Origin of the sequence: Pseudomonas entomophila, from assembly GCF_023277925.1 — a bacterium.
Taxonomy (GTDB): Bacteria; Pseudomonadota; Gammaproteobacteria; order Pseudomonadales; family Pseudomonadaceae; genus Aquipseudomonas; species Aquipseudomonas entomophila_D.
The window spans coordinates 4,662,243-4,677,497 of record NZ_CP063832.1; the positions used below are offsets into that span (position 1 = coordinate 4,662,243).

Sequence of the window (15,255 nt, forward strand, 5' to 3'; positions counted from 1 at the left end):
GATGGCCGCGCCCATGACCCTGCCGCTGGCCCACACCAAGGCCGCGCCGCAACGGGGTGTCGCCCTGGGTGACCGTGTGTTCGTCGTCGGTGGCAAGAGCCTGCTGCTGATCCTGTTGATGCTGGCAGTACTGATGCCGTTGCTGGCGATCTTCTGGCGTGGCCTGAGCGGCGATGCCGGGCAGGGCGGTGGCCTGGAGGCTGCCCGTGAGCTGTTCGCCAGCGCCAACTTCCACTGGTTGCTGGGCAACAGCCTGTCGGTGGCGTTCACCGTCGCCGCCATCGTGGTGCCGCTGGCCTACCTGTTCGCCTACGCCTTGCAGCGCACGCTGATCCCGGCCAAGGGCCTGTGGCGGGGGATCTCGCTGCTGCCGCTGCTGGCGCCGTCGATGTTGCCGGCCATCGCGCTGGTGTACCTGTTCGGCAACCAGGGCCTGCTGCGCGGGCTGCTCAGCGACAATATCTACGGCTTCTGGGGCATCGTGCTCGGCGAGGTCATCTACACCTTTCCCCATGCATTGATGATCCTGCTCTCGGCGTTGTCGCTGGCCGACGCACGGCTGTTCGACGCGGCGTCGAGCATGGGCGCCGGCCCCGCCCGGGCTTTCTGCAGCATCACCTGGCCGGCCACGCGCCAGGCAGTATTCGCTGCGTTCTGCCTGGTGTTCACCCTGACCATCACCGACTTCGGCGTGCCCGTGGTGGTGGGTGGCGATTACCAGGTACTGGCGCTGGAAGCCTACAAGGCGGTGGTCGGCCAGCAGCAGTTTGGCCGTGGCGCGCTGATCGGCATGGTGCTGCTGGTGCCGGCGCTGCTGAGCTTCGCCGTCGACGCCTGGCTGCGCCGCCGCCAGGGCGAGGCCATGAGCGGCCGCGCCCAGGTGTTCGAACCCAAGCCTTCGCGTCTGCGCGACGGATGCTACCTGATGATCGTCCTGCTGGTGTGCGCGGCCCTGCTGGGGGTGATTGGCATGGCGGTGTACTCGTCGCTGGTTACCTTCTGGCCGTACAACTTGTCGCTGTCGTTGAAGCACTACCTGTTCGACGACACCGCCGGTGGCGGCTGGCTGGCCTACCGCAACAGCGTGAGCATGGCCGTCGGTACCGCGCTGATCGGCAGCGTGGTGATCTTCAGCGGCGCCTACCTGATGGAGAAGACCCAGGGCCACCGCCTGCTCAACCAGCTGCTGCGCCTGCTCAGCTTCATTCCCATGGCAGTCCCCGGCCTGGTGCTGGGCTTGGGCTACGTGTTCTTCTTCAACCTCAACGGCAACCCGCTGCACGTGTTCTACGGCAGCATGACGCTGCTGGTGGTGTGCACTATCGCCCACTACCTGACCACCGCGCAGATGACCGCCACCACCGCGCTGCGCCAGCTCGACGGCGAGTTCGAGGCCGCCGCGCTGTCGCTCAAGGCGCCGCTGTACAAGCATTTCATGCGGGTCACCGTGCCGATCTGCCTGCCGGCGCTGCTGGACATCATCCGCTACCTGTTCGTCTCGGCGATGACCACCGTGTCGGCGGCGATCTTCCTGTACAGCCCCGACACCATCCTCGCCGCCGTCGCCGTACTGAACATGGACGATGCCGGCAATGTCGGCGGCGCCGCTGCCATGTCCACCCTGATCCTGCTGACCAGCGCCGCCGCCTCGTTGCTGCTGGCCGGTGCTTCACGCGGCCTGCTGCGCCGCTCCCAGGCCTGGCGCCAGCGCGCTCCCGGCCATTGACCGACTGCCCACACAGATAGGAACCGCATCATGTTCAAGCCCCTCGCACTGGCCGCTGCCGTCTCCGCCGTCTTCAGCCTGCAGGCCTCGGCCGCGACCCAGCTGACTGTCTACACCGCTCTTGAGGCCGAGCAGCTCAAGCGCTACAAGCAGGCCTTCGAACAGGCCAACCCCGACATCGAGATCAAGTGGGTGCGCGACTCCACCGGCATCATCACCGCCAAGCTGCTAGCCGAGAAAGACCGTCCCCAGGCCGATGCGGTATGGGGCCTGGCGGCCTCCAGCCTGGCCATCCTCGACCAGAACGGCATGCTGGAAGCCTATGCGCCGAAGGACTTGGGCAAGATTTCCGCCAACTACCGCGACGCCGCCAACCCGCCAGCCTGGGTGGGCATGGACGTGTGGGCCGCGACCCTCTGCTTCAACACCGTCGAGGCCGAAAAGCAGGGCCTGAGCAAGCCGCTGAGCTGGCAGGACCTGACCAAGCCCGAGTACAAGGGCAAGATCGTCATGCCCAACCCGGCGTCGTCCGGCACCGGCTTCCTCGACGTCAGCGCCTGGCTGCAGACCTTTGGTGAGCCCCAGGGCTGGGCCTACATGGATGCCCTGCACCAGAACATCGGGCAGTACGTCCATTCCGGTTCCAAACCCTGCAAGCTGGCGGCGGCCGGTGAGTTCCCGATCGGTATCTCGTTCGAATACCCGGCCGTGCAGCTAAAGCGCCAGGGCGCGCCGTTGGACATCGTGCTGCCGAAGGAGGGGCTAGGCTGGGAGATCGAGGCCACCGCCGTGATCAAGGGTTCGCCGAAGGCCGATGCGGCCAAGCGCCTGGCCGATTTTTCCGCCAGCCCGGCGGCCATGGAGCTGTACAAGGAGAACTTCGCCGTGCTGGCTGCGCCGGGGATCGCCAAGCCGCAGACCGAATTGCCGGCTGACTACGAGCAGCGCCTGATCAAGAACGACTTTGCCTGGGCCTCGAAGAACCGCGACGCGATCCTCAGCGAGTGGCGCAAGCGCTATGACGGCAAGTCGGAGAAGGTTGCGCAGCAGTAAGACCGGCGAGGCAATTGTAGGAGCGGCGTTAGCCGCGATGCGGCTGGCACCCGCTTCGCGGGTGATCGCGGCTGAAGCCGCTCCTACAGGCGAACATCCCGTGCACATCAGGAGCATGCCAGTGGCTACAACCGAGCAGATCATCCAGACCACCTTCGCCCTCTACGAGCGCCACGGCAGCGCCGACTACATCGGCGAGGCCATCACCCAGCTCGAGCACATGTCCCAGGCCGCGCAACTGGCAATGGCCGAGGGCTACGACGATGAAGTGGTCCTCGCCGCCTTCTTCCACGACATCGGCCACCTCTGCGAAGGCGAGGACATGGGCGGCTATGGCGTGGTCAGCCACGAACGCATCGGCGCCGAGTACCTGCGTCGCTGTGGCTTTGGCGAGCGCGTGGCGCGGCTGGTGCAGTACCACGTCGAAGCCAAGCGCTACCTGACCTTGCGTCAGCCGGGGTACTTCGAGCGGTTGAGCGAAGCGAGCCGGCGTACGTTGGCGTACCAGGGCGGGGTGATGAGCGACGCCGAGGCCGATGCGTTTGAAGGGGATCCGTTATTTACCGTCAGCCTGCGCATGCGTGAGTGGGACGAGATGGCCAAGGAAACAGGGGTGCCGGTGATGGACCTGAACATGCTCAAGATCAAGGCCCGCGCACTCCTGTAGGAGCCAGCCTTGCTGGCGAACAGCGTATTCGGAGTTGCCCGCAGGATTCGCCAGCAAAGCTGGCTCCTACAGCTCAGCTACCAGCGTCTCCAGTTGTTCCTGTCGTTCGGTTTGGTTCACTCGCGCTCCGGGATTGAGCGTCGACCACTGCGGATGCGCCCGTGCCTTGCCCAGCGCCTCCGGCAGCTTGCCTTCCCGCCAAGCTTTCTCATCCGGCGCTGCCAGGCGAATGCTGTCTTGCGCCGCATGCCCTCGATTTTCCAGTGCCGTCATCAACTGCTGCTGACGCAGTGCCAGCAGGCGCAGCACCGTGTCGTCCACCGTCAACTCACGCTGCCCCTTGAGCTTGCCCATCAAGCGCGAGCCATAGTTGCGCGCGGTTTGCAGCGCACCCCCGGCGATAGCGCCGGCCAAGGCCGCGGCACCCAGCGTCAGGCCGCCAACCAGCAGGTCCACCCCGGCGCCAGCCGCCGCCCCGGCCGCTACACCACTGCCCAGGCGCACCCCCAGCAGCTTCAACGTTTCCGGGTTGAACAGGTCATCGCCCCAGCGCCCATCCAGCAGCGGCAGGTCACCGGCCTGGGCGTCCTCCCGGCGGAAGGCATAGAGCTTGAGCAGCGCCTCGACGCAGCGCTGCTCGCGTTGGCGTACATCTTGGCGCAGGGCCTCGATGGCGCGCGCCTCGGCGGCAGGCTCGGCTTCGACGCTGCGCCGGCAGGCGGCGCAGTCCAGCAACAGCTCGGCGACCAGGCGCTTGCCGCTGTGCTGGCGGGCCAGGCGCTGGGCCTGCTGGTCGTCGATCAGCCGTTGCAGGGCCGGGCGGGCATCTTCCAGCAGCAGGGCGAGGCTTTCGTACAGGCGGCGCTCACCGTCTTCGGGTGGGGCCACGCTGTCGAAGCGCACCAGCGCGTGCAGGCCCAGGCGCGCCAGGGCCTCGCGCCACTCCGGCTCGCGGTGCTGGCTGCTGGCGACGAAGTTGAGCACCGGCAACAGGGGCTTGCCGCAGCCGGCCAGCACTTCCAGTTCGTCGCGGTACTTGGCCAGCACCGGTTCGCGGGCGTCGATCACATATAACCCGGCATTGCTTGCCAGCAACTGGCGCAGCACCTTGGCTTCCTGTTCGAAGCGTTGGCGCGCCTCGCTACCCTGGAGGAAGCGCTCCAGGCGGGCCGGGCCGTCCAGGCGTTCACCGGGGCGCTCCAGACGCTCCAGGTAGTCGAGCAGGGCGATGGCGTCTTCCAGGCCAGGGGTGTCGTACAGCTCCAGCAACGGCTCGCCATCGACCGAAAGCCGAGCACCCTCGACATGGCGGGTGGTGCTGGGGCGGTGGGAGACTTCGCCGAAGCCCACATCGCGGGTCAGGGTGCGCAGCAGCGAGGTCTTGCCGACATTGGTGTGGCCGACCACGGCCAGTTTCAGCGGCTCAGTCATGGCCATGCTCCAGCCAGGTCAGCGGTGAGGTGTCGGCATGGGGCAGGCCGAGGCGGTCGAGGGCTTCGTGCCAGTCGCCCAGCCGTGCGGCGTCCAGCGCCTGGCCGGGTTGCGCCTGGAGCAGCCAGATGCGCGTGGCGCCGGCATTGCGCGCCAGTTCGGCGAGCAGCGCCAGGCTGCCACGGTCCGGCGAGCGGCGTGGGTCGCAGGCGATGGCCAGGCGGGCGGGGGGGAAGCGGCTGAGCTGTTCGAGCAGCTTGTTGCGTGATTCGCGGCTGTCGAGCACGCCGGCATCGGTCACCGCCTTGGGTAGTGTCGGTGGCCAGGGGCGCTGATCGTCCAGCTCCAGGCCAACCAGCAAGGCGCCGCTGCTGCCGCTTTCCAGCTGGCCGGCCTCGAAGCGCGGCAACGCATCGGGTGCGGCATCCTGCACGCCGATGCGCTCGCTGCGGGGCATCAGGGCGTCGCGCAGTTGGGCGTAACCGGGCAGGTTGAGGTCCAGTGACAGGCGCCCGCGGCCCTGGCGCCAGCGCCACAGGCATAGCGCAGCCAAAGTCAGGCGTGGCAGCAGGCCGTAGACCAGCACCACGCCAAGCAGCCAGCTGGCCCAGGCTTGGCGAGCCAGGTCCAGGCTCGGCAGGGGGGCGCCGCTGGCGCGAATCATCGCTTCATCCGGCACGGCGAAGCCGAACAGCGAAGGCAGGGCACCCAAGGCCTGGGTGAGGGTGATGAAGGGCTCGGCGGCGAGCAGCGTGGTTTCCCAGACGAAGCCGTAGCGCCGGGTCGCCAGCAAGGCCAGCAACATCCCCAACGCCGCGACCATCGCCAGCAGCCACAAGCCATGCACCAGCAGGCCGAGCAGCCAGCGGTTCAGGCGTTGGCGCTGCAACAGCACCAACAGTGCCGGGGCCAGTTGCGCGGCCTTGGCGTCGCGGGCCAAGCGTTCACTGAGCCACAGCCACAACCGCCCCAAGGCGGCACCGTGTTCGCCACCGAAGAAGAATCCCAGGGCCCAGCCGAGCAGCAGCAAAAGGTTGAGCCCGAGCAGGCTGCCCAAGGCCCAGAACACGTTCACCGGGCGCTGGCCATCGCCCAGGGCCGCCAGGCCCAGCCCAGCGCCGCTCAACACGGCCAGCAGCATCAACGCCAGCAGGGCCAGGCGCGCGCCCTGTTTCCAGTGCCGCAGTGCGCTGGCCATGCCGTCGCGGTCGGCCAGGCACAGGGCGCGGGTCTCGATGCGTGCCGCCAGGTCGCCGCCCTGCTGGCGGGCGCGGCGGTTGGCTTCCTGGTCCTCCAGGGGGCCGGCGTGCTCTTCGCGCAGGCGCACCGCTTCGGTGAGCCAGCGTTTGTCGAGGGGAGTCGGTGCAGTCACGAGGTCTTCCATTGCACAGGTCAGGGCAGAAGCATAACCCACGTGCCCGGTGCTATCCTCGCCGGCATGAATACATCACTCCCCCTCAGCCTGATCGCGGCGCTCGCCGAGAACCGTGTGATCGGCATCGACAACTCCATGCCCTGGCACCTGCCGGGGGACTTCAAGTACTTCAAGGCCACCACCCTGGGCAAGCCGATCATCATGGGGCGCAAGACCTGGGACTCGCTGGGGCGGCCGCTGCCAGGGCGGTTGAACATCGTCGTCAGCCGCCAGCCTGGCCTGGAACTGGCCGGCGCCGAGGTGTTCGCTTCGCTGGAAGCGGCGCTGGTGCGCGCCGAGCAGTGGGCGCGGGAGCAGGGTGTGGGTGAGCTGATGCTGATCGGTGGGGCGCAGCTGTATGGGCAGGCGTTGGAGAAAGAGCTGGTGAGCCGGATGTACCTGACCCGGGTCGAGCTGTCGCCGCCGGGGGATGCGTGGTTCCCCGCGTTCGACAAGGGCCAGTGGCAATTGGCGTCGAGCGAACCTCAGGCTGAAGAGGGCAAGCCGGTCTATCACTTCGAGGTCTGGGACAAGGTCTGAGGTGGCCGGGCTGCTTTGCAGCCCTTTCGCCGGCAAGGCCGGCTCCTACTGTAGGAGCCGGCCTTGCCGGCGAATACGGCTTCAGGAATGACTCAGTTCGGCATGCTCATCCCCACCCAGCACCTGCTGGTCGGTCTGCTTGAGCAGCTGGCTGGTGACCACGCCCGCGGTCATCGAGCCGTTCACGTTCAACGCCGTGCGGCCCATGTCGATCAGTGGCTCCACCGAGATCAGCAAGGCCACCAGCTCGACCGGCAGGCCCATGGCCGGCAACACGATCAGTGCGGCGAAGGTCGCGCCGCCGCCCACCCCGGCCACACCGGCCGAGCTCAGGGTGACGATGGCCACCAGCGTGGCAATCCACAGTGGGTCGAAGGTATCGATGCCCACCGCCGGGGCCACCATCACCGCAAGCATGGCCGGGTACAGGCCGGCGCAGCCGTTCTGGCCGATGGTGGCGCCGAACGAGGCGCTGAAGCTGGCGATCGACTGCGGCACGCCCAGGCGCAGGGTCTGCGCCTCGATGTTCAACGGGATGCTGGCAGCGCTGGAGCGGCTGGTGAAGGCGAAGGTCAGCACCGGCCACACCTTGCGGAAGAAGCGCAGCGGGCTGACGCCGGTCAGCGCCAGGATCACCCCGTGGACCACGAACATCAGACCCAGGCCGATGTATGACACCACCACGAAGCTACCCAGCTTGAGGATGTCCTCGAGGTTGGAACTGGCGACCACCTTGGTCATCAATGCCAGCACGCCATAGGGGGTGAGCTTCATCACCAGGCGCACCAGGCGCATCACCCAGGCTTGTAGCACGTCGATGGCCGATAGCGCGCGCTCGCCCTTGTCCTTGTCGTCCTTGATCAGTTGCAGCGCCGCCAGGCCCAGGAACACGGCGAAGATCACCACGCTGATGATCGAGGTCGGCTTGGCCCGGGCCAGGTCGCCCACCGGGTTGGTCGGGATGAACGACAGCAGCAACTGCGGGATGTTGAGGTCGGCGACCTTGCCCGCGTAGTCGCTGTTGATGGCGTGCAGGCGGGCGCTTTCCTGGGCGCCGGCCACCAGCCCCTCGGCGCTCAGGCCGAACAGGTTGGTCAGGGCGATACCGATCAGCGCAGCGATGGCGGTGGTCAGCAGCAGGATGCCGATGCTCAGCACGCTGATGCGGCCCAGCGAGGAGGCGTTGTGCAGGCGGGCCACGGCGCTGAGGATCGAAGCGAAGATCAGCGGCATGACGATCATCTGCAGCAGGCCGACATAACCGTTGCCGACCAGGTCGAGCCAGGCCAGGGTGGCTTTCAGTACCGGATGGCCGGCGCCGTAGACCGTGTGCAGGGCCAGGCCGAAAACCACGCCCAGCACCAGGCCCAACAGCACTTTCTTGGCCAGGCTCCAGTCGGTGCGACGGGTTTGCGCCAGGCCCAGCAGCAGGGCCAGGAACGCCAGCAGGTTGAGTGACAGCGGCAGGTTCATTGAAGCTCCAGGAAAAGGCGGAAGAGGCATCGCCTCTGTGAGCGATTACGAACGGAAATGCTAACAGCCTGAAAACAAACGAATTTATACCTAAAAGTAATTTGCATAGTCGCTTATGGAATAACGCCTTGTCGCAATTGGCAATGAACGTGGCGTTTGCGGTTGCCTCAACGTCGGTCGCGAGTGCCTGCCTGTCACAAATCAGGCATAGGGTTGAGCGGCCACGTCTTTGGGAGAACCGCACATGATGTCTGCTCCGAGAATCCTTGCCGGCGGCCTGGCCCTGTTGCTGAGTGCCAGCAGCTGGGCGGCCACCGAGCTCAAGCACTGGCCGGCCGAAGCCGCGCAGAAGCTCGACGCGATGATTGCCGCCAACGCCAACAAGGGTAACTACGCAGTGTTCGACATGGACAACACCAGCTACCGCTTCGACCTCGAGGAAGCGCTGCTGCCGTTCATGGAGAACAAGGGCCTGTTGACCCGCGACAAGCTCGACCCCTCGCTCAAGCTGATCCCGTTCAAGGATACCGCCGAGCACAAGGAGAGCCTGTTCAGCTACTACTACCGCCTGTGCGAGATCGACGACATGGTCTGCTACCCCTGGGTGGCCCAGGTGTTCTCGGGGTTCACCCTCAAGGAGCTCAAGCAGCAGGTCGACGAACTGATGGCCTCGGGCAAGCCGATCCCCAGCACCTATTTCGAGGGCGACCAGGTCAAGCCCATCGAAGTGCAGCCACCCAAGGTGTTCACCGGCCAGGCCGAGCTGTACAACAAGCTGATGGAGAACGGCATCGAGGTGTACGTGATTTCCGCCGCTTCGGAAGAACTGGTGCGCATGGTCGCCGCCGATCCGAAGTACGGCTACAACGTCAAACCCGAGAATGTGATCGGCGTGAGCCTGTTGCTCAAGGACCGCGCCAATGGCCAGCTGACCACCGCGCGCAAGCAGATCACCGCCGGGCACTACGACCCCAAGGCCAACGAAGGCCTGGAACTGACCCCTTACCTGTGGACACCGGCAACCTGGATGGCCGGCAAGCAGGCGGCGATCCTGACCTATATCGATGAGTGGAAGAAGCCGGTACTGGTGGGTGGCGACACCCCGACCAGCGATGGCTATATGCAGTTCCACAGCGTCGATGTGGGCAAGGGCGGCATCCACCTGTGGATAAACCGCAAGGCCAAGTATATGGACCAGCTGAATGGCATGATCGCCAAGCATGCGGCGGCCCAGGCCAAGGAAGGGTTGCCGGTGACGGCGGACAAGAACTGGGTGATCGTGACGCCGGAGCAGATTCAGTAATCGGTGTTGCTCCCTTCGCCGGCAAGCCGGCTCCAACAGGTAATGTGCCGCCCCTGTAGGCGCCGGCTTGCCGGCGAAGAGGCCGGTACAGGCAATAAAAAAACCGGCGCACCAGGCGCCGGTTTTTTATTGCCCTCAGAGCCTCACAGCCCGTCGAGCATCGCCTTGTTGCGCACCGCGCCCTTGTCGGCGCTGGTGGCCAGCAGGGCATAGGCTTTCAGCGCGGTGGTCACCTTGCGTGGGCGCACTTCAGCCGGCTTCCAGCCCTTTTTGTCCTGCTCGACGCGACGCGCGGCCAGCTCGTCATCGCTGACCAGCAGGTTGATCGAGCGGTTGGGGATGTCGATCAGCACCTTGTCGCCATCACGCACCAGGCCGATCGCGCCGCCTGCCGCTGCTTCCGGCGAAGCGTGGCCGATCGACAAGCCCGAGGTGCCGCCGGAGAAGCGGCCGTCGGTGAGCAGGGCGCAAGCCTTGCCCAGGCCTTTCGACTTCAGGTACGAGGTCGGGTACAGCATCTCCTGCATGCCCGGGCCGCCTTTCGGGCCTTCGTAGCGGATGATGACGATGTCACCGGCTTTCACTTCATCGGCGAGGATGCCGCGCACGGCGCTGTCCTGGCTTTCGAAGATCTTCGCGTTGCCTTCGAACACCAGGATGGAGTCATCCACGCCGGCGGTCTTCACCACGCAGCCGTCCTGGGCGATGTTGCCGTACAGCACGGCCAGGCCGCCTTCTTGCGAGTAGGCGTGCTCGACGCTGCGGATGCAGCCTTCGGCGCGGTCGTCGTCCAGCGTCTCCCAACGGGTCGACTGGCTGAACGCGGTCTGCGTCGGGATGCCGGCCGGACCTGCCTTGAAGAAGGTGTGCACGGCTTCGTCATCGGTCTGGGTGATGTCCCACTTGGCGATGGCTTCTTCCATGCTGCGGCTGTGCACGGTGGGGAGGTCGGTGTGCAGCAGGCCGCCACGGGCCAGCGAGCCGAGGATGCTGAAGATGCCGCCGGCGCGGTGCACGTCTTCCATGTGGTACTTCTGGATGTTCGGCGCCACCTTGCACAGCTGCGGCACCTTGCGCGACAGGCGATCGATGTCGCGCAGGTCGAAGTCCACTTCCGCCTCCTGGGCCGCGGCCAGCAGGTGCAGGATGGTGTTGGTCGAGCCGCCCATGGCGATGTCGAGCATCATGGCGTTCTCGAACGCCTTGAAGTTGGCGATGCTGCGCGGCAGTACCGACTCATCGTTCTCGCCGTAGTAGCGCTTGCACAGCTCGACGATGGTGCGCCCGGCAGTGAGGAACAGTTGTTCGCGGTCGGAGTGGGTGGCGAGCGTGGAGCCGTTGCCCGGCAACGCCAGGCCCAGGGCTTCGGTCAGGCAGTTCATCGAGTTGGCGGTGAACATGCCTGAGCACGAACCGCAGGTTGGGCAGGCGCTGCGCTCGTACTCGGCGACCTTCTCATCGGAGGCGCTGGAGTCGGCGGCGATGACCATGGCGTCGACCAGGTCAAGGCCGTGGCTGGCCAGCTTGGTCTTGCCGGCTTCCATCGGGCCGCCGGAGACGAAGATCACCGGGATGTTCAGGCGCAGCGCGGCCATCAACATGCCGGGGGTGATCTTGTCGCAGTTGGAGATGCAGACGATGGCGTCGGCGCAGTGGGCGTTGACCATGTACTCGACGGCGTCGGCGATGATCTCGCGGCTGGGCAGCGAGTACAGCATGCCGTCGTGGCCCATGGCGATACCGTCGTCCACGGCGATGGTGTTGAACTCTTTCGCCACGCCACCGGCGCGTTCGATTTCGCGGGCGACCAGCTGGCCCAGGTCCTTCAAGTGCACGTGGCCCGGGACGAACTGGGTGAACGAGTTGGCGATGGCGATGATCGGTTTCTTGAAGTCTTCGTCCTTCATCCCGGTGGCGCGCCACAGGGCACGGGCGCCGGCCATGTTGCGGCCTTGGGTGGAAGTCTTGGAACGATAATCAGGCATATAGCGCTCCTGGCGGCTTAATCAGGTCACTGGGTTTGCGCGAAAAGTGCCTGCGCGACGATCATGCTGCGTTGAAAACAGGCTCGGAATGCTCATTTGCAACCAGCAAAGTCGAACGCGACTCCGACCGTTCCTCGCCTGTTTCGCCTTGCCTGATCGCCGCTCGGCGACTTTTCGCGCAAACCCAAATAAGGGAGTGAGCTTCTCTTGTCCTGAACGCCTGGGCCGGTTGCCGCTGGCACGGATGGGGGTCGAAAGACCGCGCGGGATCGCCGCAGGCTCGACCAGAGCTCATAAACCCGCCGGGGATGTCTGGCGATGAATGGCTCGATTCTACACCGCCGCGCCCGCGAGGGAATGGCGTTGTGATAATTGGCTGACGCCAGCCCGCAAGGTAAAGGCCTTGGCGTGGTTAGAGCCGGTTTCGGTAGACTTGCGCGCCTCCTACCTCACTGGCCAAAAGGATTTGCAATGCCAGCGCCAAGTCGCTCTTTACTGTTCTACGTCATCATCGGTCTGATCCAGGGCTTGGTGGTACTCACCACCGTGAAAGGAGAGGGTGAACTGCTGGGGTTCAGCCTGTCGGTGGCCCTGTGTGTCGCGGTGGCGGTGGCCGGCCTGAACCTGCAATTGCTGGGCAGCGCGGTGCTGCAACGTGGCACAGGCTGGCTGGTACTGGGCCTGACCGTGCTGATCAGCGGTATCAGTGGCTGGCTCTCCCGTTTCGAGCACCTGGGGTGGCTGCAGCAGACCTGGTGCCTGGCCGCCATCGTGCTGGGTTATATCGGCACTGCGTTCATTCTTGCCTGGCCCACCCGCGAAGGGTTGCGGCCACGCTATGAGGACCTGTTCAGGCACGCCTGGAACAACGTGTTCATCCTGTTCCTGGCGCAGTTGCTGATGGGCCTGTTCTGGCAGCTGCTTTGGCTGTGCGCACTGTTGTTCGCCATGCTGGGCATCCCGCAGGTCAAGCATGTGGTGGAGGCCCCCGAGTTCCTCTGTCTGCTGCTGCCGGTGGTGTTCTCCCTGGGGATGCGCATGGGCCGGGAAAACGAAAAGGTCATCGGGCTGCTGCGCGGTATCCTGCTGACACTGTGCCGTTTCCTGTTGCCATTGAGTGCGGTGATTGCCGTGGTGTTCACCCTGGCACTGCCTTTCAGCGGCCTGCAACCGGTGTGGGACACGGGTTATTCGACCGCGCTGCTGTTGGTGCTGGCAGGCATCAACCTGTTCCTGACCAATGGTGTGTTCCAGGACGGTCATCAAGGCAACGCCTATCCCGCGCCGCTCAAGCGCCTGGTCGAGGCCAGCCTGTTGTGCCTGCCGGTGCTGGTGGGCCTGGCGGCCTATGCCAGTTGGTTGCGCATCGACCAGTACGGCCTGACCCCGTCGCGCATCATGGCCATGCTGTTGGTGGGCGTGATGGTGGCGCACAGCCTGGCGGCGGTGTGGGCAGTGGTGAGTTCACGGCAGGCCTGGCTGAACAGCCTGAGGCTGAGCAACCCGTGGATCGCCTTGCTCAGCGCGGTGCTGGTGGTGCTGTTCTATACACCGCTGCTGGACCCGCTGGCGCTGAGCGCGAAGAACCAGGTCGAACGCCTGGTCAGCGGGCGCACGCCTATCGATGAGTTCGATGCCAGCCACTTGTACTACCGCCTGGGCGACCCAGGGCGTGCGGCATTCAATGAGTTGCAGGCGCAGTTGCAAGGCCCGGCGTTGTTCGACCAGGCCGACCGCGAACGGCTTCTGCTCAACATGGCCAAGGTGCATGAGCCGCTGGTCGAAGAGCCCCGTGGCCCGCAGCTCGAGTGGCTGGGCGCTGCGGTACGCAACAGCCAGGCATTCGATACGTTGGTCATGACCGAGAGCCAGTGCGGCGGCAAAGGCTGTTTCCTGTGGGCGGTGGACATGGACGGCGATGGGCGCGACGAAGTGTTGATGATCCCGCGTCATGTCTATGCGTCCAACGTGTTCGTCTTCGCCAGTGAAGGGGGGTGGCACCAGATTGGCACCCTGTACGGTGATTTCGAGAACACCGAAGAGTTGGTCAGGCAGATACGCCAAGGGGCGATGACACCGGTCACGCCGAAGTACAAGACCCTGAGCCTCAATGGCGAGGAACTGTCCCTGCGGTTGGAAAAGTAGCCTTTCACAGGCATGAAAAATCCCGGCGCCCGGCCGGGATTTTCTTGTAGCGGGTGCCTTAGCTGTTGGGCAGCAAGCGGCAGGTGATGCTCTTGATGTAGCGGGTCTCGGCGATCGCCGGGTGCACCGGGTGGTCCGGGCCCTGGCCGCCGCGCTCAAGCAGCTGCAGGTTGCGGTCCAGGTGGCGGGCGCTGGTCAGCAGGATGTTGTGCAGGTCATCTTCCGGCAGGTGCATCGAGCACGAGGCGCTGACCAGGATGCCGTCTTTGCTGAGCATGCGCATGGCCTGTTCGTTGAGACGGCGGTAGGCGGCCTCGCCGTTCTTCAGGTCCTTCTTGCGTTTGATGAAGGCGGGCGGGTCGGCGATGATCACGTCGAAGCGCTCTTCGGCGGCTTTCAGTTCACGCAGCGCCTCGAACACATCACCTTCGATGCAGGTCAGCTTCTCGCTGATGCCGTTCAGCGCGGCGTTGCGCTCCACGCCATCGAGGGCGAAGCCAGAGGCGTCCACGCAGAACACTTCGCTGGCGCCGAACGCGCCGGCCTGCACGCCCCAGCCACCGATGTAGCTGAACAGGTCGAGCACGCGCTTGCCCTTGACGTAGGGCGCCAGGCGCGCGCGGTTCATGCGGTGGTCGTAGAACCAACCGGTCTTCTGCCCTTCACGCACCGGGGCTTCGAACTTCACGCCGTTCTCTTCCAGCGCCACCCAGTCCGGCACTTCGCCGTAGACGGTGTCGACATAACGCTCGAGGCCTTCGGCGTCGCGGGCGGCGGAGTCGTTCTTGAACAGGATGCCGCTGGGTTTGAGCACCTGCACCAGGGCGGCGATCACGTCGTCCTTGTGGGCTTCCATGGTGGCCGAGGCCAGTTGCACCACCAGAATGTCGAAGAAGCGGTCGACCACCAGGCCTGGGAGCAGGTCGGAGTCACCGTAGACCAGGCGGTAGCAAGGCTTGTCGAACAGGCGCTCGCGCAGCGACAAGGCCACGTTCAGGCGGTGCACCAGCAGCGACTTGTCCAGCGGCAGCTTGGCGTCGCGCGACAGCAGGCGGGCGCAGATCAGGTTGCTCGGGCTCATGGCCACCACACCCAGGGGCTTGCCGTTGGCGGCTTCGAGGATGGCCTGCTGGCCGGCCTTCAGGCCCTGCAGTGGGGTCGCGGCGACGTCGACTTCATTGCTGTAGACCCACAGGTGGCCGGCGCGCAGGCGGCGGTCGGCATTGGCTTTGAGGCGAAGGCTGGGCAGGGACATGACGTCGCTCCGGGAAAAAGAGCGGGAGTATACCGTGTTGGCCCCGGATTCGCTGTGGGGCGCGACCAAGCGTGGGCATATCGCTTCATCCTGTAGGAGCCCGCCTTGCTGGCGAACACCGGCGAAGCCGGTGCCATGCATCGCGGCGTGTGGTTCGCCAGCAAGGCTGGCTCCTACAGCGCTAAAGAAATTCCTGGATCCAACGATCCACTGATAGGTTGCCCTGCCGGCGTACAGGGTTAGAATCCCCCGTCCCCCGCGAG

General features: G+C 65.5%; 11 protein-coding genes. 6 read left to right on the forward strand and 5 right to left on the reverse strand.

The genetic code is table 11. The features are described from left to right. Window position 1 precedes the first annotated feature (1 nt). The 3 genes from IM733_RS20670 (at window position 2) to IM733_RS20680 (ending at window position 3,446) form a co-directional block, all read left to right on the forward strand. Window positions 2–1,726 carry a putative 2-aminoethylphosphonate ABC transporter permease subunit gene (locus IM733_RS20670; protein ID WP_248918276.1) on the forward strand — a complete coding sequence of 575 codons (1,725 nt, stop codon included), beginning with the start codon at window positions 2–4 and terminating at the stop codon, window positions 1,724–1,726. A 30-nt stretch (window positions 1,727–1,756) separates the two neighbouring features. Next, window positions 1,757–2,779: a putative 2-aminoethylphosphonate ABC transporter substrate-binding protein gene (locus IM733_RS20675; protein WP_248918277.1), complete on the forward strand. Its 1,023-nt coding sequence runs from the start codon at window positions 1,757–1,759 to the stop codon at window positions 2,777–2,779. A gap of 115 nt (window positions 2,780–2,894) precedes the next feature. Further along, a complete protein-coding gene (locus IM733_RS20680; RefSeq protein WP_432760436.1) occupies window positions 2,895–3,446 on the forward strand; it encodes a phosphonate degradation HD-domain oxygenase in 552 nt (183 codons plus the stop codon). Between the two features lie 66 nt (window positions 3,447–3,512). Here the strand turns inward: IM733_RS20680 and IM733_RS20685 are convergent, their stop codons facing one another. Both IM733_RS20685 and IM733_RS20690 read right to left on the reverse strand, forming a co-directional pair. Beyond that, on the reverse strand, window positions 3,513–4,877 hold the full coding sequence (locus tag IM733_RS20685; RefSeq protein WP_248918279.1) for a GTPase/DUF3482 domain-containing protein: 1,365 nt from the start codon (window positions 4,875–4,877) through the stop codon (window positions 3,513–3,515). Further along, window positions 4,870–6,261: a DUF2868 domain-containing protein gene (locus tag IM733_RS20690; protein WP_248918280.1), complete on the reverse strand. Its 1,392-nt coding sequence runs from the start codon at window positions 6,259–6,261 to the stop codon at window positions 4,870–4,872. Before IM733_RS20690 ends, IM733_RS20685 begins: the two co-directional genes overlap by 8 nt. 54 nt (window positions 6,262–6,315) lie before the next feature. Here IM733_RS20690 and IM733_RS20695 point away from each other — a divergent pair, with 54 nt between their 5' ends. Beyond that, a complete protein-coding gene (locus IM733_RS20695; protein ID WP_248918281.1) occupies window positions 6,316–6,831 on the forward strand; it encodes a dihydrofolate reductase in 516 nt (171 codons plus the stop codon). Window positions 6,832–6,912: 81 nt separating this feature from the next. On the opposite strand, the gene IM733_RS20700 is transcribed toward IM733_RS20695, so the two are convergent. Beyond that, window positions 6,913–8,304, reverse strand: coding sequence for an L-cystine transporter (locus IM733_RS20700; RefSeq protein ID WP_248918282.1), 1,392 nt, complete (start codon window positions 8,302–8,304; stop codon window positions 6,913–6,915). Between the two features lie 247 nt (window positions 8,305–8,551). On the opposite strand from IM733_RS20700, the gene IM733_RS20705 reads away from it, so the two are divergent. Next, window positions 8,552–9,607 (forward strand): haloacid dehalogenase-like hydrolase, encoded by a 1,056-nt coding sequence (locus tag IM733_RS20705; protein ID WP_248921210.1) that lies wholly within the window; start codon window positions 8,552–8,554, stop codon window positions 9,605–9,607. A gap of 143 nt (window positions 9,608–9,750) precedes the next feature. On the opposite strand, the gene ilvD is transcribed toward IM733_RS20705, so the two are convergent. Then, window positions 9,751–11,592: a dihydroxy-acid dehydratase gene (gene ilvD / locus IM733_RS20710; RefSeq protein ID WP_248918283.1), complete on the reverse strand. Its 1,842-nt coding sequence runs from the start codon at window positions 11,590–11,592 to the stop codon at window positions 9,751–9,753. Between the two features lie 471 nt (window positions 11,593–12,063). Between ilvD and IM733_RS20715 the strand changes: the two genes are divergently transcribed. After that, window positions 12,064–13,737 (forward strand): DUF4153 domain-containing protein, encoded by a 1,674-nt coding sequence (locus IM733_RS20715; protein WP_248918284.1) that lies wholly within the window; start codon window positions 12,064–12,066, stop codon window positions 13,735–13,737. A 58-nt stretch (window positions 13,738–13,795) separates the two neighbouring features. Here IM733_RS20715 and IM733_RS20720 read toward each other — a convergent pair whose 3' ends face one another. Further along, window positions 13,796–14,992 carry a class I SAM-dependent rRNA methyltransferase gene (locus tag IM733_RS20720; protein ID WP_248918285.1) on the reverse strand — a complete coding sequence of 399 codons (1,197 nt, stop codon included), beginning with the start codon at window positions 14,990–14,992 and terminating at the stop codon, window positions 13,796–13,798. Window positions 14,993–15,255: the final 263 nt, after the last annotated feature.